Here is a 21,482-nt window from a genome sequence, read left to right as displayed (position 1 = left end):
ATGATGAAGACATTCTGTTCAACCATATTTTTTATTTTGGGCCTGGTCCATCCTATCTATACACAAAGCACAACATGGAATGTCATGGCCATCCAACCTTATACGGAAAATAAAGCATATTGGCAGTACGAGAACATTCCTGTTCTGCTCATCGGCGGCACAGATAATGATAACATCTTTCAGACGCAGCACTTCCATTCCCATCTGGACAGCCTAAGTACAGTAGGTGGAAATTATATACGGTGTACCATGAGCGATCGTGATAATGGCGACCTGAGGGCATTTGAGAAACAAAATGATGGCAAATATGACCTCAGAAAATGGAATTCAATTTATTGGGACCAGTTTGAAGATCTGCTGCAAACTGCCCAATCCCTGGGTATTATTGTTCAGATCGAATTATGGGACCGTTTTGATCATTCCCGGAAGGAATGGTTGACAGATCCCTGGAATCCCGGAAACAATGTGAACTATACCTATGATGAAACTCGTCTGGAATCTTCCTATCCCAACCATCCCGGAGCGAACGAACAGCCTTTTTTCTACACGGTCCCTGCACTTGAAAACAATCAGGTGCTGCTCTCTTATCAGCGGTCCTTCGTCGATAAACTACTATCTATTTCACTCAATTACAATAATATTCTCTATTGCATAGACAATGAAACCAAAGGAGCACCCGAGTGGGGTCGCTACTGGGCTCACTATCTCCATCAAAAAGCGGGTGATAAAAAGATTTACATCACGGAGATGTGGGATGCCTGGAATGTCACAGCCGGTCTTCACAAAGAAACCATCAATCATCCTGAAATATATGATTTTATTGACCTGTCCCAAAACAGTCAAACCACCGGACATGCCAATTGGGTAAATCCCCAGACCGTAATTAATAATCTAGGTTCATTCTCCCGGCCAGTCAACAGTGTCAAGATATATGGCAGTCGCTGGAATCCAACTTATGTAGAACAAGGTAAAGATGCTGATCATGCCGTACAGACCTTTTTTAAGAATATTCTTGGAGGATATGCCTCCAGCCGTTTCCACCGCCCCCCGACTGGTCTGGGACTCAGTGAAAGAAGTACTGCTGCCATTCTCACTATCCGGGAGATTGAGAAAAAAGTCAAATTTTGGGATCTTAATCCACGCCTGGATCTCTTATCTGATCTGCAGCCGGGAGAAGCATATCTGGCCGCTGACGCAGGTCAGTCTTATGTCATTTACTTCCCGTCTTCCGGAGAAGTAGGGCTGGATCTGACGAATGTCGGCAGCTCTTTGACCGGTGCATGGATTTCAACACGGGGTAGCAGCTGGAAGAAGGAAGAAAGCCTTTCTTTGTCCGAAGGGATCCGCATCAAACCACCGGATGATACTGGATGGTTCTTTGTGATATTTGATAAAGATTGATCATTTCTTTTTATATTAATGGTCCACAGAAAGACCACACCATGAAACAGCGAACTTCTGAAAACACTCAAAACATAATCCGGAAAAACATTGCCGATATCCGACTACGGATCAAAAATGCGTGTAATCAAAACGGACGAAATCCCGAAGAAGTTCGGCTCATGCTCGTAACAAAAACCGTCCCGACTGAAAAAATAGTGGTTGCCATGGAGGATGGAGAACATCTCCTGGGCGTAAATACTATCGACGGTCTGATACAAGTGAAGGAAGAAATAAAAGCGCACCATCCTGAAATCCATTTCATAGGCAATCTTAGAGAAAGTGACCTGGATACCGTTCTGGCATATGCTGACTGCATCCAATCAGTAGATAACATGGAATCTGCAAGGGAAATAAATCGGAGATTGGAAAAGCTCGATAAAAAAATTGATGTTCTGATTCAGGTAAATACGTCAAGACGGGACAGTCCGTATGGTATAATTCCTGCACACGTTATAGGTTTGGTTCTGCAAGTTTCAAAATTAGAACATCTCTGCATCAGAGGACTTATGACCTTAGGAGTGTTTGGTGCCTCTCAGGAAAAAGCTCAATCATGTTTCCGGTTGTTAAAAAATTTATACGAGGAAATTGTGTTTCTCGATATCCCGGGGATCCACGTCAATACATTGTCCATGGGCATGAGCTCGCATCTGGAAACTGCCATTGCCGAGGGTGCTACCATGGTTCGCGTGGGAACCGCCATTTTTGGGGATCGTGACACCCCGGATAGCTATTACTGGAAAGAATGAAGATTAATGATGAATGGACAATCGTAAATGAATGGTGTGTATTCTTTTGAGGTGGAGACCTTAATATGACTTGCTTGAAGAGAGAAACAGGTCCTGTCGAAACCCTAATTATCTTATGTCCTGATGTGGCTTGTCACGGTGAAGTCAACACGCATTGAATTCGCGTGACAATCGATTAGGAAGTCCTCGGACAAATGGTCTAAAAACTAAAACTCTGCGTTAACCACCATCTTTCCCTTTTTTCAATGGAAAGGAATAGATACCTATTTTTTTAAGTAACCGCTTCCGGGCTCCCTTGTCCAAATGTTTGTCGGAAGGTTCTCCCAGCAAAAAACCGAAAGCTTTCCATTCATCACTCGCGTCCAATAGGACTTTGGTAACCGCCACCATCGGCATGGCAAGAATCAACCCGGCTAGGCCAAACAGTTTCCCCCCCAAAAGAAGGGCTATGATAGCGATCAGAGGACTGATATTTACTTTTCCTCCTACAATATTTGGCGTTATAAAATTTCCTTCAAAAAACTGAACGATTTGAAACCAGACCAGAACACCAAGCGCATAATACGCGCTATCTTTTGTTGCCAAGGCAAAAAGTGCCGGCAGAAGTGATCCGATTGCAATCCCAATGTAAGGTATCAAAAGCAACAATGCAGCTAACGTCCCAAAGAACCAGGCATTCTCAATTCCAAGTACTAACAATCCGCCCGAATTTAGCAGCGCCACGATCACCATGACCGTGAGCAGTCCAAATAAATAACTGTGGATCACGGAGTAAATTCGCTCCAGGGTAGCTTTTATTTTTACCTCCGGTGTTTTCTGAAAAGCCCTAAAGAAAAACTCCACAAAAAAGATCCGGTAATACAATAAAAAAAACATATACAATGGAATGAGGACCGCATTTGCAATGGTATTTCCTGCTGATCCGAAAAAAACTGTAAGATAGGAAGTAATATTGGATATCACCTGCATCGATGACTCTCTGAGTTGGTTCCACAAGTCGGTGGTTTCCAATCCGAATTGTTCCGTCATAAACTGTATAATTACAGTAACAATCTGATTGAATTTCTCACCGAGATTGTAATCGCCGCGACCTATTTGAATCACCTGATTGATCACAAACCAAACGACTCCTCCGAGAACTACGATCGCGATCAGGACGCATAAGATGGAAGTTAGCACGCGCGGCATTCCCCATCGTTCGAATATCCGAGCCACCGGATAAAGCGCCATGGACAGTAATATTGCAAATAAAAAAGGAACCAGGATGCTTTGTGTGAGATACATGATCCACACAATAATCACCAGAGTGATCAAAGAATAAGCAATTTTTCCTGTACCAGATTTCGCTTCCAATAAAAATAAATTATGGTCCTATTAAAGAATTCATTAACCACCACTATTCTTCTCCGAAGAAATCAATTCTTTTATCACCTCATCGAGCTTCTCCTTATCGTCGTAGATAGGGTTCAGGTCCACCAGTGCAATCTTTCGAAATTGAGTGGGATGGCTTTCACTTTGGAAAGAAATATAACCTTCTGTCAGTAGTTTTCCATCCTGTTTGATCGAGGGGTCCACCGGGGATGCATTTCCCCCTCCAATCTGAGGTTTTGTATACTCCAATACCACTTCACCTTCCAGATAATGCTGTATCAAAGAATCTCTCAAGACCAAAAAAGTAGCCCGAACCCACTGATCACCACGGTAGGTCTTAGAATTAGAATTCACACAATGGGGTGTAAAAAGTTCCCCGTCCATGACAACGTTTGTACCCGGTGTACAAAGATTGGATGTCGTGCGATCTCCTTCTTCTGGTCCTCCCAGCAGCTGCCCTTCAATGCTAATGGGAAAATCCTGATCTTTCAACATGGTTCGGGGATCCTGCCCGTGCAGCATAGCACCATTATTCCGCCATGCCCAACCTGGTCCACCAGACACCTGTTCACCGACAAATCGGTATTCGACAGCCAGATAATAAGCAGAAAAAGGTTCATCATAAAAGATATGGCCATATTGGTCATCAAAATTATCATACTCATCATAATTAACCGTCAAATACCCATCCGTTACTTGAAACGTATTGTTATAATTTTCTCCCCACTCATGTTTTGATATTTTGGGGATCCAATTATCCAAATCCGTCCCATTGAAAAGATCGACCCATTCAATAGAAAAAGGTTCATCCTTGTCCTGATCTTCTGCCGTACTGACTTGACACCCTGACAACACCATCAGAGCACCACTCATAAACAAGTAAATTATCCGATATAAATGCATTTGAATGATATTTTAGTTTTTGATCACCACGCCCTTACACGAATGGATTGGTCGGGTGTGGAGGTGAAAGATAGGAATTAATTTTTTCATAGGAAAGCACATAACCCTTCGTAAACGGACTTAAATTTTTAACTTACAACAAAAACATGGATAAAATCGGTTGTATTTTTTTGCTTCTAATTGTATTCGCATGTACTGATCATGGAAAGAATACCTCATCGGATAAGTACAATGTCGTATTTATTCTCGTAGATGATCTGGGATACAATGACCTTGGTTTTATGGGGAGTTCATTTTATGAAACACCGCACATTGATAATTTAGCAGAACGCGGCACCATTTTCACTCAAGCCTACGCCGGATCGCGGGTGTGCAGTCCTTCCAGAGCCACGATTATGACCGGACAATTCTCAGCCCGCACGGGAATTACCGACTGGATCGGTGCACCGGCAGGTGCGGACTGGAGACGTCTTGGCAGACACGATAAGCTGTTACCAGCTAACTACATCCGTCAGCTTGAGCACAAGAAAGTGGTCTTGCCCGAGGCTTTAAAAGCAAATAATTACCACACCTTTTTTGCAGGAAAATGGCATTTGGGCGGTGAGGGTTCCGCACCCGAAGACCACGGTTTCGACATAAATATTGGTGGTTATCAAAGTGGCAGTCCAAGGGGCGGATATTTTTCGCCCTATAAAAACCCGAAATTGGAAGACGGACCCGATGGAAAGAATCTTTCGATGCGACTGGCTGATGAAACGGCACGATTTATTAGGGAGAATCGCGATACAACATTTTTTGCCTTTCTCTCTTTTTATGCCGTTCACGGACCGATTCAGACCACTCGCAGTAAATGGGCTAAGTATCGCAAGAAAGCTTTAGATGCCGGAATCGATGAATCCGGGTATCGCATGGAGCGTGTCCTACCCTATCGACTTCATCAGGACAATCCGGTCTATGGTGGATTGGTCGAATCGATGGACGATGCCGTAGGTAAAGTCATACACACATTGGAAGAAACTGGTTTGATGGACAATACGATCATCATCTTTACTTCAGATAATGGCGGGGTCGTATCGGGCGATAATTATTCGACCAATTTAGCCCCATTGCGTGGTGGAAAAGGATATCAATGGGAAGGTGGCATTCGTGTTCCCCTAATCATCTATCATCCGGGTATCGCTTCAACGAAAAAGCCTTCAAAAATTCATACACCTGTATCCGGGGCTGATTTATATCCTACGATCCTCGACCTGACGAAAACTTCCCGGCCTGATGACCTAACGATGGATGGTCGTTCACTGACCGCTCTATGGCAGGGAAAAGAAATGCAGGACCGCCCACTAATCTGGCATTATCCGCATTATGGCAATCAAGGCGGTGAACCCGCATCCATTATCCGAGAGGGTGAGTGGAAGCTCATATGGTATTATGAAGATGCCCGCCCCGAACTTTATCATCTCTCGGAAAACATTTCAGAAAATAAAAATGTTGCCGAAGTATATCCAGATCGGGCCAAAAGCATGAAAACAAAGCTGATGAGCTATCTTCAGGAGGTTGGCGCCCAATTTCCCGAAAGCGATCCCACCTATGATGAGAGCAAACGCAAAAAATGGGAATCCATCGTTCGTACAAAACGCCTGAAAAACCTCGAAAATCTTCGTAAAAACAGGCTTTCAGAAGATTACCAACCCAACGAAGATTGGTGGGGCAGTCAGTGATTATTCGTTTGATCATTGGTAGTCTTAACAGACGCCTAAAAAAATGGACCCGTTTAAGAAGAATATTTTTCAGCTATTTTTATTTATCTTCGGGGCCTGTTGAAATTGAGGTGTATTTCAGCATTCATTCAAAAGAAAAACAACCTATGGAAATTGATCAATTTATATCTTATGTTGCCCAACGTGACGCCAACGAACCTGAATTTTTACAAGCAGTCAGCGACGTTACAGAATCTGTACTCCCCTTTATACGAGACAATCCCAGATACCAAAAAGAAAAAATTTTGGAGCGGATTGTTGAACCCGAACGGGTAGTTATTTTCAGAGTTCCATGGGTCAACGATAGAGGTGAAATAGAAGTCAACCGTGGTTTTCGGGTTCAAATGAACAGCGCAATCGGCCCCTATAAAGGGGGACTGCGTTTTCACCCCTCTGTCAATCTCAGCATATTAAAGTTTTTGGCTTTTGAACAAACTTTTAAAAATAGTTTGACCGGATTACCGATGGGGTCAGGAAAAGGAGGCTCTGATTTCAATACCCGGAATCGTTCCGACGGTGAAGTTATGCGTTTTTGTCAAAGCTTCATGACCGAGTTATTTCGTCATATCGGATCCAATCTTGATGTACCCGCGGGTGATATCGGTGTGGGAGCCCGGGAAATCGGGTACTTGTTCGGACAATATAAACGGATTAAGGGCTCGTTCACGGGGGTGTTAACGGGAAAAGGAAGTGAATTTGGAGGAAGTCTTATTCGTCCGGAAGCCACCGGCTACGGTTTGGTATACTTCACAGAAGAAATTCTGCAGAACAAAGGTGATTCGATGCAAGGAAAGAAAGTGACGATTTCCGGGTCTGGAAATGTAGCTCAGTACGCTCTTCAAAAAAGCATTGAGTTAGGAGCTACAGTGGTTTCAATGTCCGATTCTGACGGAACCATTTATGATGAAGCGGGAATTGATGACGAAAAGCTGGCTTACATTATGAAGCTCAAAAACAACCATCAGCGGATCCATGAATATGCCTCAAAATACAAATGTGAATACTTAGAGAACGAAAAACCATGGAAAATACCATGCGACATCGCCTTACCATGTGCCACTCAAAATGAGCTAAATCAGGAGGATGCCCGTCAACTTATCGACAATGGAGCGATATGCATTGCCGAAGGTGCCAACATGCCGTGTACCTCAAAGGCGATTCATCTGATCGAGGAATCAAATATTCTTTATGGCCCCGGGAAAGCAGCGAACGCTGGTGGAGTTACAGTATCGGGTCTTGAAATGTCTCAAAACTCCCTTCGTTTTTCGTGGAGTCGTGAAAAAGTCGACCATAAATTGCGAAATGTCATGCACCAAATTCATAAGAAATGCCTTCATTACGGGCGGACCGAAGATGGACATATAAGCTACGAAAAAGGAGCCAACATTGCCGGATTCGTAAAAGTGGCGGAAGCTATGATTGCATTGGGTGTGGTCTGACACAGATCATTTACCGCTCTGCATGAAAAGGAGTGACTGGTCCAAAAAAAAACCCGGTTGAAACTATTTCCAACCGGGTTTTTTTATAAAACTAGCTTATATCAGTTATTCGACTGTAAAACTCGTGAAGATAACGTTGCCTGGAAAATCTGCATTCCCAAATATTTCCGGTCCATCTAAACCATTGTTTCCATCAAATTCATATTCACCGATTTCGCCGGTATCGATATGAAGCATTGGAAATAGTTTTTGGCCTACCGTGAAAGACACAGATTCATCAAGGCTTATCTCAACATCTTCGGTTACACCTTTAGATACTTGAACTTTTCCGATAATGTCAGGCAATACGATATTCCCTGTTCCATCATCGTTGTGAATGACCAACCAACCATCAGCTGCAGCTGTCACTTTTCCAATCGTGACTTTATTGTCAACGATCTTTTGATCACTGACTTCTATGGCCGGGGTGGAGATCTCGATGGGTGTGATTGCTATATCTCCGGACTCCGTAAAATACGGTCCGTCTAAACCATTTTGACCGTCAAATTCATAGGTCTTTGTCGTACCATTATCCACATGCAACATAATCCATAACGTTTCACCATCTGTCAACGATTCAGAATCTAATACAGGTACGGAAACATTTTCGGTGGTACCAGACTCGAGATAAACTGGTTCAGAAATAATCGCTGGAACAGTTGGTCCTCCGTTTCCATTATCCCGGTGTATAACCACCCAACCATCAGCAGGAAGTTCGACCGAGGAGACCAGTACACTGTTTTGCGAGATCACCTGATCATCAACTTCAAGACTACCTATGGGTTGGGTTACTGCAAAACTGGTAAATATCACATTGGCAGGGAAATCTTCATTGCCAAATACCTCCGGTCCATCAAAGGAGTTTTCGGAACCATCAAATTCATATTCACCAATCTTTCCGTTATCCAGGTGAAGCATAGGGAATAGTTTCTGATCAACCGCATAAATATTGTTGGAATCCAACTCTATTTCGATGTTCTCATTCACTCCTTTCGAAACCGGAGCTTTTCCAATAATTCCCGGCAAGGTAATGTTACCACTGCCATCATCATTGTGAATGACAATCCAACCATCCTGGGCTGCAGTGACAGACTCAATAATGACCTTGTTGTCATAAACCGGTTGCTCAGATACTGCAATGGAAGGTGAACTCACTTGGATAGGTGATACAACAGCTGATCCGTTATCAGTAAAAAACGGCTTGTCGATATCTCCACCATCAAATTCATACTTGCCGCGTTCACCGGTATCTTCATGCAGCATAACCCAGACCGTTTCTCCGTCTGTGAGTGCTTCTGAGCTTTTGATCGGCACTTCCACATCTTCATTGACGCCGGAAGAAAGCGAGACTGGTTCTGAAATAATCTCCGGTACAACCGGGCCTCCGCTTCCATTATCCCGGTGGATGACCACCCAGCCCTCGCGGGGTACATCCATTGAAGGAATGACGATCGTATTCTGAGATATGACTTGATCATCCACAGTAAGCATGGCTGTTTCTTCAGGCTCGGGATCCATATCATCATCGTCCTTGTCACAGGAAAAAATGGTCAGGCCCAATAAAGCGATTAGCGTAAGGAATAAAATTCTTGACTTTAACATAGTTTGTATTTTTAGTTATTTGCTATACATACGCTCTAACAGTGAAATTGGATTTATATGTTTTGAACAAATCCGCTCTTTTAATAATATATCCACTACTACTATATATATATCGTTAACTATCAATATAATAATACTACTCCAGAGCCTATGTTAATAGCCTTATAAACATACGTTAAAGGGTTTCGCGACAAAGGCATTTAATATTTGAGCTGAATACTAAAAAAAAACATACCTTAGTTTATCATTAGGTAAAAAATGTCCGTTCATTACAGGACTTAGATGAAACAAACGTTCGAACAGTCAGAGGAAAAGATGCTTGTCACCCGCTTACAAAAGGGGGATCAAACAGCTATATCCGATATCTATGATCGCTACGCTGAAGCACTTTACGGGGTATGTCTTAAGATTTTACGCAATAATACCGGCATGGCTGAAGACGCTTTTCAAGAAGCCATGGTAAAAATATGGAAATATGCGGCTTCGTATAATCCTGAGAAAGGTCGGCTTTTCACCTGGATACTCAACATTACCAGAAATACGGCGATCGATTATTGGCGCAAGATGAATAAACGAAGCGAAATCCAAAATGACATTTCTGACGTACATGTCTCAAATCCTCGCATGATCCGAAACCCCAATACTGATACTATGGATGTGGAGGACCAGCTGGAAAATCTAAGTTCAGAAGAACGAGATGTGATTGAATTAGCTTATTTTAGTGGTCTGACCCACCAACAAATATCGGGTCAATTGGAACTCCCTTTAGGAACTGTAAAAACAAGAATTCGCCGGGGAATAACCAAATTGAGAAAAATATACAGGGCAAATTGAATATTAAAGAATACATAGCGAGTGGAATACTGGAGGCATATGTCTCTGGCGCTGCCAGCGACCAGGAACGTCGGGAGGTAGAATGTCTGTCGTCTGTGTATCCGGAAATTCAGGCTGAATTAAATCTCCTGGAAGACACAATGATTGGTTTCGCAAATGAATATCAAGCTCCACCACCACCTGGCTTAAAAGATAAGATTATGGCTTCGATCGGGGATGAAGCCCAAGTGCCAGCTTTGAAAACAGTCACGGACCACAGTGATGAAGAGGTGACCGATGAAGATTTGAATATGGATTCCTCTGCGGTAAAACGAACCAATCGTGATCCCTCAAACTTTCCATGGCGGATAGCAGCCAGCATTTTGTTAATTGTCTCGTGCGGATTGCTGTACTTCCTTATCACTCTGGAAGATGACTACGAATCTGAAATTGAAAGCCAGCGGACGAATATCACGACATTGCAAGACAAGCTGGATAACTTGTCTCATGAACTAGCTAACCAACAAGATCAATTAGCCATCTTGTCCAGTCCATCTATTTTGAAAATTCCTCTGGCAGCTGCCAATGAGGAAGAACAGGGAAACGCACTGGTTTTCTGGGATGCTTCCGATCAAAATGTATATCTGGATCCGAGTCAGTTACCTTCAGTGGACGACGACCAACAGTACCAACTATGGGCTCTTAAGGATAACCAACCGATCGATTTGGGAACGGTTCTCAAAGGAGATATTGGTTTTCAACAAATGAAAAAGGCGACAGAGGCAGATGCCTTTGCCATCACCCTCGAACCACTGGGCGGCAGCGAACAACCCACCCTCGAGCAGCTCAAGGTAATCGGGAAGATATAAAGGGAATGGATGTTTAAGTTAATAGGACGCTACGCTTTTAAGGGTTGGGACGCTGCGCTTTAGTCCTTGGAGCAGTGCGCTTTCGGATATGCCCGTTAATGATCTCATTCCGTCCAGTATATTCATCTTTTCACTATCTCTCCATTTTATTCACTATTCGTATTCAATAATTCATAATTCCTCCTTTCCTTTCTATATTTGCATCTGAACATTAAAACGAACACATCGGATGCCAAACCTATCCAAGCACTATACCTCCGGAACTGTCGAAAAAAAATGGTACGACACCTGGGAAGAACATAAAATATTTGAATCCCGGCCAGATGACCGGGAACCCTATTCGATCGTTATTCCACCACCTAACGTCACCGGCGTTCTCCATATGGGACATATGCTGAACAACAGCATCCAGGACATTCTTATTCGGAAAGCACGGCTGGATGGAAAAAATGCCTGCTGGGTGCCCGGGACTGATCATGCTTCGATTGCGACGGAGGCAAAGGTGGTCAACTGGTTGCGGGAACAGGGCATCAAGAAAGGAGATTTGAGCCGGGATAAATTCATGGAATATGCCTGGGAATGGACGGATAAATACGGAGGCATTATCCTCAAGCAACTGAAGAAACTGGGGGCGTCCTGTGATTGGTCCAGAACAGCATTTACCATGGATGAAGTTCGGTCCGGACAGGTCATACAGGCTTTTGTCGATCTCTACCAAAAAGATAAGCTGTATCGCGGATTGAGAATGGTCAACTGGGATCCGGAAGCACAAACGGTCCTTTCTAATGAAGAGGTAATTCATAGCGAAGAAAACTCGCTTCTTTACCATGTCCGTTATCCGGTAGAGGGCACCGACGAACATTTGATTATAGCGACCACACGGCCTGAAACTATTCTTGCTGATACCGGCGTGGCCATCCATCCGGATGATGAACGATATCATCATTTAAAGAATATGAAAGTCCGGATTCCCATTGCAGACCGCATTGTACCCGTTATTTCAGATGATTACGTAGAAATGGAATTTGGTACGGGAGCCTTAAAAATCACCCCGGCCCATGATGTTAATGATTATGAAATCGGTCAGAGACATGAACTTGAGGTCATCGACATATTCGAAGACGATGCGACCATTAATGATCTGGGGCTTCATTACAAAGGATTGGACCGATTTGAAGCTAGAAAAAAGATCGTCAAAGAACTGGAAGAAAAAGGGTTTTTGGTCAAAACAGAAGACTACTCCAATAGCGTGGGTCGTTCGGAACGAACCGGTGCTGTCGTGGAACCCAAACTTTCTCTCCAATGGTACGTCGATATGAAATCCCTGGCGGCCCCTGCGCTGGATGCGGTCATGACCGATGAAGTTCGGTTCTTTCCGTCCAACATGAAGAACACCTACAAACACTGGATGTCAAACATCAGAGACTGGTGCATCTCCAGGCAGCTGTGGTGGGGTCACCGGATACCGGCCTGGTATTACGAGGATCAAATATTCGTAGCCACTACCGCCGAAGAAGCTCTGGAACAAGCCCAAAAAGCCTTTCCGGATCAAAACCTTACGGCTTCTGATTTACGACAGGATGAGGATGTCCTGGACACGTGGTTTTCATCCTGGCTTTGGCCATTCTCCGTCTTTGATGGTATGGATGGTGGGGATGAAGTGGATTATTATTACCCGACGGCCACCCTGGTGACCGGATGGGACATTATTTTCCTATGGGTGGCGCGAATGGTCATGGCCGGGTACGAGTGGAAAGGAGAAAAACCATTTCAACAAGTGTACTTCACCGGAATGGTTCGGGACAAACAACGGCGTAAGATGAGCAAATCGCTCGGGAATTCACCAGATGCACTGGAACTGATCGAAAAATTTGGTGCCGATGGTGTGCGGTTTGGGTTGCTCTCGTCTTCCCCGGCCGGTGGCGATTTGCTTTTCGAAGAAAAGCTCTGCGAGCAGGGACGAAATTTCTGTAACAAGATGTGGAATGGGCTGCGGTTGATCAAAGGCTGGACCATTTCCTCCAGCACCAATTCTACATCGGACAAGGAGACCATTATTCGTGAAATAGCACTCACCTGGTTTGAAGACAAACTCAAGGAACAGGAGGATCTGATTCAAAAAGACTTTGACGAATACCGGTTATCTGAAGCCGTCATGAAGCTGTATAATTTCATCTGGAATGACTTTTTCTCCTGGTTACTCGAGGTGGTTAAGCCACCCTATGGGGACGCCATTGACCAAGCTTCTTACGATCGGATCATTCAAATTTATGAAAACCTCATGAAGCTTCTCCATCCTTTTATGCCTTTTGTGACCGAGGAAATCTATCAGCAACTGCGATTACGGAAAGAAGGAGATTTCATAGCCACCTCAAGTTGGCCGGAAGGCGGAGAATGCGATACCAGCATGTTTGATACGATGGAATCGATCAAAGCCCTGGTCACACAAATCAGAGACCTGCGGAACAAGCATCAGCTCAAACAAAAAGAACCCCTTGACCTCTATTTTGCAAAAAGCGAATCCACCACTAATCTACTCAGGCAAAGTGGCATGAAGGAAATTCTTATAAAAATGGCAGCACTGGGTAAGGTAGAACAGACCACCGAGGCACCGAAAGATCTCCATGCCAGCATCGTACAGGGTCGTATCAAGGCCTATTTGATGCTTCCAGGTGTGGATGTGGAAGAAGAACGACAGAAGTTAGAAGAAGAACTCGATTATGCCAGAGGATTTGTGAAAAAAATCGAGTCCAAACTGGCCAACGAAAGATTCGTACAGAATGCCCCGGAAGCGATTGTGGCAAAAGAACGAAAAAAACTGGAAGATGGCAAAGGACGTGTAGCTATGCTGGAGGAAAGTCTGGAGCAACTTTTGTAAGCATATGCAGCAGATGCACTCTATTGAATGCATCATAGTAATAAGATTGAATAAAAAACCGGGTTAAGGACGGCCTGATTTTCCTTTGCTGATCACTTTTATTTTTTCGTTGGCGTTCAGCTTGTCGGATAATTCCATACTATTGAGTATGGCGAGTTCATCAAACCGGTCAGCAGGCATATTGTACCGCCGTAAAGCCTGCGCCAAGGTCATCGACGCGGGCACAGAAACGATCCGGATGTGGTCGGGTTGGACATTAATACGCGCTGGATCACGAAGGGTCTTAAAATTATCCATCGTAAACATAAAATAGTTTGACAAGCTATTAAACTCCTGCCTCGGTGCCACTCCAAGCATCTGGTAGATAACATTATTACTTTTATCCTGATAGAAATAAGTCAGCAATCGGACGCTTTGACTCGGGTCTTGTTCATTTACCTGATCGGCCACCATCTGATACGAAGGATATCCATTGACTGTCTTGCTGTTCGTTTCAGACACCGTTAATTTGAACTGCTGTACAAATCCATCTGCCGCTTCCCGAAGCGACTTTGCCGGTGCCAAACTAAATACCATCATAGCATTTTGATCTTTGGGGGCCATCTGAACTTGCTGAGGAGTATTAACCAACTGCCACCCACTCGGATAGGGAAATGAAAACCGCAGCTCCGGATGATAAAATACATTATTATCGGTATACCCTTCACGCGGATCTTCCCCATAAATGATACCGTCAATCATCTCCAGATAGGAATCCCGGTTGATTTTGTATTCCGGCAACTGCAACTTCTGTTGCCACTTCTCTGCCAATTCATGAACCTTCGAGAAACGGTCGGCGGGATTGGGATGAGTCGAAAGAAAATCAGGAATTTCATTCGCTCCGGCGCGGGCGCCAATCCGTCCGATCGTACGAAAAAAATTAGCCATTTGATTGGCATCATATCCAATTTTCGTCGAGTATTCAACTCCCAGTTTATCCGATTGACTCTCATTGGATCGCGAATTACTCAGCATCATGAGTTGAACACCCTGTGATATTTCATTAGCGAATTGACGAACCGTAGGTGATACAACCAGCCCAACCATTAATCCAACTTGTGAGAGAATCTGATTGGTATATTGTTCGGCGCCATGCCGTGCTGTCACGTGGCCGATCTCATGCCCCAACACACCAGCAAATTCAGCTTCATTGGAAAAATGAGCTAGAATTCCTCGTGTAAAATAAACATAGCCACCTGGTAATGCAAATGCATTGACCACCGGTGAATTCAGAATCTTAAATTCAAAATCCAAATCAGGGCGATGGGATATTTTCACCATTTTCTGACCTTCTTTATCGATAAAATTTTGTAGTGTTTCATCTTCGAATAGTCCAAACTGAGCGACCACATCCGGATCAGATTGCTCACCCATAGCAATCTCTTGAGATTCACTCATAAAATTAAGTTCTTTCTTTCCGGTCACTGGATTTCTGGAACAGGACGATAAAAAAAGGAGCGCAATCGTGACGATTAAGGGATTAAAAATGTACCGCATCGTGTTTTTCATAAGTAATTATTTTTGTGGGTGCCCTTTCGTTTTAAGTAATCAATTTTATCCATCCGCTTATAGTGAGAAACTCTCACCACAAGCACACGAACGACTGGCGTTGGGGTTATCAAAATAAAACCCCTTTCCGCTAAGTCCACCTGAAAATTCTAGTTTTGTATTACAGAGATACAGAAAACTTTTCAAATCAGTGACTATACGGACCCCATTGTCATCAAAGACCTGGTCGTCGGGGCGCTCCTCCGTATCAAACTCCATCTGATATGTCAATCCGGAGCATCCACCGCTGGTCACGCTCACCCGCACAAAATGGCCATCTCCAATCTCTCCTGTATGACGGATCTCTTCTATTTTATTCTTTGCACTATCTCCAACAAATAACATTTCGACAAATTTTTACGATCGTGGATTAATTGTATTTTATTTTTTGCACAGACCATTATATGGTCTCACCGCAATGAATTACAAACCTCAAACAAATATACATGGGAATCTGTTCATTTTTCTTAGTGAGAACCACATTTATCATTGAAACAGCAATTGATACCTCACCTAAATACCCAGGTCCACCCCGGAAGTAAACAATTCCCAAACAGGATTCTCGTTGCGCAATTTCGCCACCTTCTCTTCAAAAACGGCGGCAACACGGTCAATATCTGTTTCGCTGGTACTTCGGCCCAGACTAAACCGGATCGAAGCCTTCGCATCCGCTTCGGAAAGTCCCATGGCCAGCAATACATGCGAAGGATCAGGATCAGCTGATGTGCATGCTGAACCGGAAGATACCGCAACTATTTCGTTAACCAACACCATCAATTGTTCCCCATCCACCAACTTAAAACACAAATTACTAACATGAGGTAATCGATGATTGACATCACCATTCCGTGAAACTTCTGCTATATTTTCTAATAGATAATTCTCAAGATTATTTCTTAATTTGGCCAAACGAGCTTGTTCTTTCATACCATGGGTCATCGACAGCTCTGCAGCTTTTCCCATCCCCACTACACCGGGCACATTTAGAGTCCCGCTTCTCAATCCATGCTGATGCCCCCCACCATGTATCTGGGGTTTGATTTTCGTCCGTGGTTTATCAGGACTCACATAAAGTCCCCCTATTCCTTTGGGTCCGTAAAATTTATGCCCACTAAATGCCATCAGATCAATCCCATATTTTGCAGGGTACACTTCAATCTTCCCCACCGCCTGTGTCGCATCGCACACAAAAAACACCTTATGCTTGCGACATATAGCTCCAATTTCCGGTACCGGGTGAATCACACCGGTTTCATTGTTCGCCCACATGATGACCACAGCCAGCGTTTCTTTTGTCAATGATGATTCCAGTTCATCCAAATTAATATGTCCTTCTTCGTTGACCGGTAAACGGGTGACCTTCCACCCTTTTCGTTCCAGATAGTCCAGCGTGTCCAACACAGCTGGATGTTCAGTTTCACAGGTCACAAAATGAGCGGCTTTGTCTTTCCAGGTTTCTGCTAACCCTTTCAATGCCAGATTAATAGATTCCGTAGCTCCGCTGGTATAAATCAAGGAGTCTTCACTAACATCCAGCAATGATGCTAATTGTGCCGATGCGTGTTCCACCGCTGCGGTGGCTTCCCAACCATATGGATGGCTTCGGCTATTGGCATTCCCGGGTGCTTCCGTAAAAAAGGGCAGCATGGCTTCAAGAACGACAGGATCTACCGGAGTCGTTGCATTATGATCCAAATAAATTCTTTTATCAGTCACGATTATTTATCTTTCAATAATAAAATGCGGGTTTATTCCGCTTAGAAAAATATCAACACGCTTAAGTTCATAGTTGTTGTTCGGTAAATTACAAGAAAAATGACGGAAATAAAAGAATACGAAGCATGGTCCACACTATTCCGGGTTGAGCAACAAGGAAAAAGTCCGCACGACATGGTTTATCAGCCAGTGCCCGAGGTGTCCCTTACTCCTTACCAGAACCCTGCAAATAAAGGTCCAAACTTCCATGAGCATCTGGTTAGCCATATTTCGCACTCGATGGTCATCAATAGCAAAACAGCAGAATTACTGAACAATAATTCTATAAATACGGCCTCCTATGAAATTGATTCGGTATATGGAATTAACTCAGATAACAATTCAATGAAAGGAAATCAGTTTTTTGAGACCTTTCAACCAAAAAAATTTGAACATGTTCTTCCTGAGAAAAGAGTCAACCTTCAAATTTTGGATTTTAGAAACAAAACAATCTTAGAAGATTTAAAAAAGGTCTTACACCGTTTCGACGCTCAAAATAATCATCATATCTGGATCACCCCCGGGCATGACTTTTTTTGGAATATAGGTTTGATTCGAGGAATTAAAAAGTACCAGTCCTCCAACATAAAACAGAATTCTACATCAGTTCCACTTTCCGTTTATGTGCCACTCCAAACATTTCAACAGGCAAATGAAAGTCAATTAATCGCTTTATCCAATCAACTCCTTTCTACCTTAATCTCTGGGATTGGTCACTTTGTCTGGGATCTTCGGAACAGCAGCAGCTGGCAACTAGAAAATTTATCCTATTTACTCAATGTTCCAGAAATTTTAGTCCGTGAAGGCAAGATTCTTGGCGAAAAAGACCCTATAAAAGGCAGTGGTTTCTTTGAGGAATTAAGTGATCAGGTGGCGACATATCTGTCCAAAAAAAAGCAGGAATGAATTCGTATTGAATTCATTCCTGCTTGAATTACCATTACTCCTATTCTTTAAGCTGCAATTCTGGAGTGATACGGTTGCTACTGATTTTATTTCACATCAATGAGTCGGGCCGGTTTTTTCTTTGCTTCTTCCTTTTTTGGCAGATGTACAAACAGGATTCCCTCGCTGTACTTCGCAGATACCTGATCACCGTCCACTGAATCAGGCAGGGTAAAACTTCTCTTAAATGAACTGTATCCAAACTCCCGATGGGTATAGTGCTCTCCTTCCTTCTCAATATTATCTTCAAAATCATAGCTAATAGTCAGAACGCCGTTATCTACATTCACCTCAAAATCTGACTTTTTCATGCCTGGAGAAGCTACTTCTATCACAAACGCATCATCTTTCTCTCGAATATTGGTAGCGGGCACCTTTAATCTTGTCGGAACATCATCCCAAAAAGTAGTAAATTCAGGACCAAGCATATTTTCTACCCAATTAGAAAGTCTTGGCATAACGTTTCCATTTGAAATTTTTGCTACAGATCTCATAGTTTAAAAATTTTATGGGTTAAAAAATAAATTCACTATATAATATGCAACTTGCATACCACGCCTCCCAACCTGACAATCCGGCACAAAACCAAGAATTCAACATGCCATAATGACACACCATGTGCAATTCATTGTCATAATGACTTATATAATTGCTTCCCAAACTCAGATCTCACTGTAGGGCTGAATTATTCCAAAAGTTTCATTCGTTCACTGTTGGGGTAAATTCTTCATTAAGAAACGATAAATATTCTCGCCCATTACGGCTTTGATTTCATTTCTTGAAAATCCTGCATCCATCAAACCTTGTACGATATAAGACATCCCGGTAATATCGATCGGTGTGGTGGCTGCCCCATCAAAGTCCGAGCCTAACGCTACGTACTCAATGCCTACCAAATCCCTGACATATTTGATCGCTTCAACTATATCTACGATTTCGCCATGAATTGCACCTTTAAAAAATCCGACACCTATGAGCCCTCCGTTTGTAGCAATCTTTTGAATGTGCGCATCCGACAGGTTTCTGGGGCTATCCTTCGTACCTTTGACCCCGGTATGAGATACAATAACAGGACGAGTGCTTAAATCCAATATATCATCAATCATTTTCGGAGAAGCATGTGAAAGATCGATGATCATATTTATACGATTCATCTCTTTGATCACCTGATGGCCAAATTCGGTGAGTCCTTCACCGGACATACCATGGGCTGATCCTCCGAGTTCGTTATCAAAAAAGTGCGTTGGTCCCATCATTCTAACTCCTTCTTCAAAAAGTTTTTGCACATTGCTTATCTTTCCTTCCAGGCAATGTGCTCCTTCGATTCCTAAAAATCCAGCAATGACAGATTTGTTAGTTTTTCTCCGGTCGACAAATCGCTTCACATCGGATTGCGAGGTAATGAGCATAAACTCATCGTTGTATCTTTGAGCAAGACGATGCAATTGCCGGGCCTGCTTTTCAGCTCGGTTATATAAACTAAACCATTGACGCGGTCCTCTGCCTTGAAGAAAATTAAGAAGGGTAACCATGTCAAAAGCATCCGCAGAATTACTTGTGAAATTTTGCCCTCTGGGTGATTTTGTCACGATCGTAAAAGCTTCCAGCGCCACATTCCCTTCTTGCATACGCGGAAAATCAACGTGACCATAATTGGACCTTTTTGTCAAGTCTCGACCCCATAACAGGGCATCGCAATGTAGATCAGCCACAAAGGACAATGAATCGAAGAAGTCCTTGGCCTCCGAACTCAAATGCCTGGCATTTTTAAACTCGACTAAATTTAGATTTTTCTCAAAAAGAGTTGGTGCAATAGAAATCGTTAATAGATAGATAAACATCAAAGCAACGACGGGGTAACCTATTTTCTTAAGCATGGGGTTTTTCTTTTGGATCTTAAAACAACCGAATATAAAGATAGAAGAACTAATCTCCATTATCTGGGCCTTCAAATATTTTTGGAAGTAAATAAAGTAAGTTTTCGTATCTTTTCCATCCTTTAAAACAAACTTACGCCGTGTCACTAATTATTGTTCTCGCCGGAATCGCCATTCTGATCCTTTTAATCGGGTATTTCAAACTGGACACTTTCATTTCGTTCGTCCTGGTCTCTTTGGGCATTGGATTGGCAGAAGGAATGGATCCCATCACCGTGTCTGAATCGATTCAAAAAGGGATAGGAAGTGTATTGGGTTTTCTGGTGATCATACTGGGCTTTGGTGCCATGCTGGGAAAAATAGTAGCGGATAGCGGCGCTGCCCAACGCATATCGAGCAGTTTGATCAGCGCCTTTGGAGAGAAATATGTCCAATGGGCATTGGTACTGACGGGCTTTATTATTGGAATACCAATGTTTTATTCAGTAGGTTTTGTAATTATGGTTCCCTTGGTGTTTACGGTGGCTGCGACAACCAAATTACCAATGCTATACATTGGTTTGCCCATGCTTTCGGCACTCTCGGTGACACACGGGTACTTACCTCCGCATCCTGCCCCAACTGCTCTGGTAGCCGATTATGGGGCTGATTTGGGTTTGACGATGATCTACGGCATTATCGTAGCTATTCCTGCCATTATTTTAGGTGGACCAGTTTTTTCGTCAACCTTAAAAAAGTATAGACCCAAACCACTGAAAGGATTTTTCAATGATAAAGTGTTTACTGAGGAAGAGATGCCTTCGCTTGTCGTGAGTCTATTAACCGCATTATCGCCTGTGATTTTATTGGGATTTACGGCAATATTAAAATTTTTCGTGATCGAAGATTCTTTAGCAGGTGTGATCGTGTATACATTGAGTGATCCAATTATAGCAATGCTAATCGCCATTCTAATCGCCATATTTACATTGGGTATTTTCAGAGGAACCCTCATGAAAGACTTGTCTTGGCAAATCAGCGAATCCATCCGAAGTATCGCCATGATTCTGCTCATCATCGCCGGAGCGGGTGCCTTGAAGCAAATATTGATCGATAGCGGAGTTAGTGAGTACATCGGATCACTACTTCAGGGCGTAGAAATGTCTCCGCTCATTCTGGCCTGGGGTATAGCAGCGATCATTCGGGTCTGTGTTGGCTCCGCTACTGTTGCTGGTCTGACAGCAGCAGGAATCGTACTTCCATTGATCACAGAAGGTAACGCGAACCCCGAACTGATGGTCCTCGCCACGGGAGCCGGCAGTCTGATGTTTTCTCATGTGAATGATGGAGGATTTTGGATGTTCAAAGAATACTTCAACTTATCAGTCAAAGACACCCTGAAAACCTGGTCTGTCATGGAAACCATCGTTTCTGTAACCGGACTAATTGGGGTTTTGGTGCTAAATATATTTGTATGAG

General features: G+C 43.3%; 17 protein-coding genes. 9 read left to right on the top strand and 8 right to left on the bottom strand.

The window, feature by feature from the left end:
• Both KUV50_RS09705 and KUV50_RS09700 read left to right on the top strand, forming a co-directional pair.
• Positions 1-1,401 carry a hypothetical protein gene (locus KUV50_RS09705; RefSeq protein ID WP_222579940.1) on the top strand — a complete coding sequence of 467 codons (1,401 nt, stop codon included), beginning with the start codon at positions 1-3 and terminating at the stop codon, positions 1,399-1,401.
• 41 nt (positions 1,402-1,442) lie between these two features.
• Complete coding sequence (locus KUV50_RS09700; RefSeq protein WP_222579939.1) at positions 1,443-2,189, top strand: YggS family pyridoxal phosphate-dependent enzyme; 747 nt, start codon at positions 1,443-1,445, stop codon at positions 2,187-2,189.
• A gap of 219 nt (positions 2,190-2,408) precedes the next feature.
• Here the strand turns inward: KUV50_RS09700 and KUV50_RS09695 are convergent, their stop codons facing one another.
• Both KUV50_RS09695 and KUV50_RS09690 read right to left on the bottom strand, forming a co-directional pair.
• Complete coding sequence (locus tag KUV50_RS09695; RefSeq protein WP_222579938.1) at positions 2,409-3,542, bottom strand: AI-2E family transporter; 1,134 nt, start codon at positions 3,540-3,542, stop codon at positions 2,409-2,411.
• Between the two features lie 33 nt (positions 3,543-3,575).
• A complete protein-coding gene (locus KUV50_RS09690; RefSeq protein ID WP_222579937.1) occupies positions 3,576-4,463 on the bottom strand; it encodes a DUF1080 domain-containing protein in 888 nt (295 codons plus the stop codon).
• A gap of 155 nt (positions 4,464-4,618) precedes the next feature.
• On the opposite strand from KUV50_RS09690, the gene KUV50_RS09685 reads away from it, so the two are divergent.
• Complete coding sequence (locus tag KUV50_RS09685; RefSeq protein WP_410000042.1) at positions 4,619-6,181, top strand: sulfatase; 1,563 nt, start codon at positions 4,619-4,621, stop codon at positions 6,179-6,181.
• 146 nt (positions 6,182-6,327) lie between these two features.
• Positions 6,328-7,659 carry an NADP-specific glutamate dehydrogenase gene (gene gdhA, locus KUV50_RS09680; RefSeq protein ID WP_222579935.1) on the top strand — a complete coding sequence of 444 codons (1,332 nt, stop codon included), beginning with the start codon at positions 6,328-6,330 and terminating at the stop codon, positions 7,657-7,659.
• Between the two features lie 105 nt (positions 7,660-7,764).
• Here the strand turns inward: gdhA and KUV50_RS09675 are convergent, their stop codons facing one another.
• Complete coding sequence (locus KUV50_RS09675; RefSeq protein ID WP_222579934.1) at positions 7,765-9,300, bottom strand: hypothetical protein; 1,536 nt, start codon at positions 9,298-9,300, stop codon at positions 7,765-7,767.
• A 282-nt stretch (positions 9,301-9,582) separates the two neighbouring features.
• Between KUV50_RS09675 and KUV50_RS09670 the strand changes: the two genes are divergently transcribed.
• The 3 genes from KUV50_RS09670 to KUV50_RS09660 all read left to right on the top strand — a co-directional run bounded on the left by KUV50_RS09670 (position 9,583) and on the right by KUV50_RS09660 (position 13,860).
• On the top strand, positions 9,583-10,134 hold the full coding sequence (locus KUV50_RS09670; RefSeq protein WP_222579933.1) for an RNA polymerase sigma factor: 552 nt from the start codon (positions 9,583-9,585) through the stop codon (positions 10,132-10,134).
• The gene (locus KUV50_RS09665) at positions 10,131-10,982 is read left to right on the top strand and encodes an anti-sigma factor domain-containing protein (protein ID WP_222579932.1); all 852 of its coding nucleotides are present in this window, start codon (positions 10,131-10,133) and stop codon (positions 10,980-10,982) included. Before KUV50_RS09670 ends, KUV50_RS09665 begins: the two co-directional genes overlap by 4 nt.
• Before the next feature lie 229 nt (positions 10,983-11,211).
• On the top strand, positions 11,212-13,860 hold the full coding sequence (locus KUV50_RS09660) for a valine--tRNA ligase (RefSeq protein ID WP_222579931.1): 2,649 nt from the start codon (positions 11,212-11,214) through the stop codon (positions 13,858-13,860).
• 63 nt (positions 13,861-13,923) lie between these two features.
• Here KUV50_RS09660 and KUV50_RS09655 read toward each other — a convergent pair whose 3' ends face one another.
• From KUV50_RS09655 to KUV50_RS09645, 3 genes are all read right to left on the bottom strand, one after another.
• The gene (locus KUV50_RS09655) at positions 13,924-15,408 is read right to left on the bottom strand and encodes a M48 family metalloprotease (protein WP_261395080.1); all 1,485 of its coding nucleotides are present in this window, start codon (positions 15,406-15,408) and stop codon (positions 13,924-13,926) included.
• Positions 15,409-15,465: 57 nt separating this feature from the next.
• Positions 15,466-15,792: a HesB/IscA family protein gene (locus KUV50_RS09650; RefSeq protein WP_222579930.1), complete on the bottom strand. Its 327-nt coding sequence runs from the start codon at positions 15,790-15,792 to the stop codon at positions 15,466-15,468.
• Between the two features lie 168 nt (positions 15,793-15,960).
• Positions 15,961-17,142, bottom strand: coding sequence for a cysteine desulfurase family protein (locus KUV50_RS09645; RefSeq protein WP_261395079.1), 1,182 nt, complete (start codon positions 17,140-17,142; stop codon positions 15,961-15,963).
• Positions 17,143-17,262: 120 nt separating this feature from the next.
• On the opposite strand from KUV50_RS09645, the gene KUV50_RS09640 reads away from it, so the two are divergent.
• Complete coding sequence (locus tag KUV50_RS09640) at positions 17,263-18,108, top strand: hypothetical protein (protein WP_222579928.1); 846 nt, start codon at positions 17,263-17,265, stop codon at positions 18,106-18,108.
• Positions 18,109-18,194: 86 nt separating this feature from the next.
• Here the strand turns inward: KUV50_RS09640 and KUV50_RS09635 are convergent, their stop codons facing one another.
• Together KUV50_RS09635 and KUV50_RS09630 are read right to left on the bottom strand one after the other, a co-directional pair.
• Complete coding sequence (locus KUV50_RS09635; protein WP_222579927.1) at positions 18,195-18,605, bottom strand: Hsp20/alpha crystallin family protein; 411 nt, start codon at positions 18,603-18,605, stop codon at positions 18,195-18,197.
• Between the two features lie 249 nt (positions 18,606-18,854).
• Complete coding sequence (locus KUV50_RS09630) at positions 18,855-20,024, bottom strand: dipeptidase (RefSeq protein ID WP_222579926.1); 1,170 nt, start codon at positions 20,022-20,024, stop codon at positions 18,855-18,857.
• A 140-nt stretch (positions 20,025-20,164) separates the two neighbouring features.
• On the opposite strand from KUV50_RS09630, the gene KUV50_RS09625 reads away from it, so the two are divergent.
• Entirely contained in the window at positions 20,165-21,481 is a 1,317-nt protein-coding gene (locus KUV50_RS09625; protein ID WP_222579925.1) for a gluconate:H+ symporter, read from the top strand.
• Position 21,482 lies beyond the last annotated feature (1 nt).

The sequence above is a fragment of the Membranihabitans marinus genome (assembly GCF_019802045.1).
GTDB classification, from domain to species: Bacteria; Bacteroidota; Bacteroidia; order Chitinophagales; family Saprospiraceae; genus Membranihabitans; species Membranihabitans marinus_A.
This window is presented reverse-complemented; position numbering and strand designations above follow the sequence as displayed.

What these genes read in the sequence shown, in the direction of transcription:
- KUV50_RS09705 (WP_222579940.1), top strand. Translation starts at nt 1, where the DNA reads ATGATGAAGACATTCTGTTCAACCATATTTTTTATTTTGGGCCTGGTC.
- KUV50_RS09700 (WP_222579939.1), top strand. Translation starts at nt 1,443, where the DNA reads ATGAAACAGCGAACTTCTGAAAACACTCAAAACATAATCCGGAAAAAC.
- KUV50_RS09690 (WP_222579937.1), bottom strand. Translation starts at nt 4,463, where the DNA reads ATGCATTTATATCGGATAATTTACTTGTTTATGAGTGGTGCTCTGATG.
- gdhA (WP_222579935.1), top strand. Translation starts at nt 6,328, where the DNA reads ATGGAAATTGATCAATTTATATCTTATGTTGCCCAACGTGACGCCAAC.
- KUV50_RS09675 (WP_222579934.1), bottom strand. Translation starts at nt 9,300, where the DNA reads ATGTTAAAGTCAAGAATTTTATTCCTTACGCTAATCGCTTTATTGGGC.
- KUV50_RS09670 (WP_222579933.1), top strand. Translation starts at nt 9,583, where the DNA reads ATGAAACAAACGTTCGAACAGTCAGAGGAAAAGATGCTTGTCACCCGC.
- KUV50_RS09660 (WP_222579931.1), top strand. Translation starts at nt 11,212, where the DNA reads ATGCCAAACCTATCCAAGCACTATACCTCCGGAACTGTCGAAAAAAAA.
- KUV50_RS09655 (WP_261395080.1), bottom strand. Translation starts at nt 15,408, where the DNA reads ATGAAAAACACGATGCGGTACATTTTTAATCCCTTAATCGTCACGATT.
- KUV50_RS09650 (WP_222579930.1), bottom strand. Translation starts at nt 15,792, where the DNA reads ATGTTATTTGTTGGAGATAGTGCAAAGAATAAAATAGAAGAGATCCGT.
- KUV50_RS09640 (WP_222579928.1), top strand. Translation starts at nt 17,263, where the DNA reads ATGACGGAAATAAAAGAATACGAAGCATGGTCCACACTATTCCGGGTT.
- KUV50_RS09635 (WP_222579927.1), bottom strand. Translation starts at nt 18,605, where the DNA reads ATGCCAAGACTTTCTAATTGGGTAGAAAATATGCTTGGTCCTGAATTT.
- KUV50_RS09630 (WP_222579926.1), bottom strand. Translation starts at nt 20,024, where the DNA reads ATGCTTAAGAAAATAGGTTACCCCGTCGTTGCTTTGATGTTTATCTAT.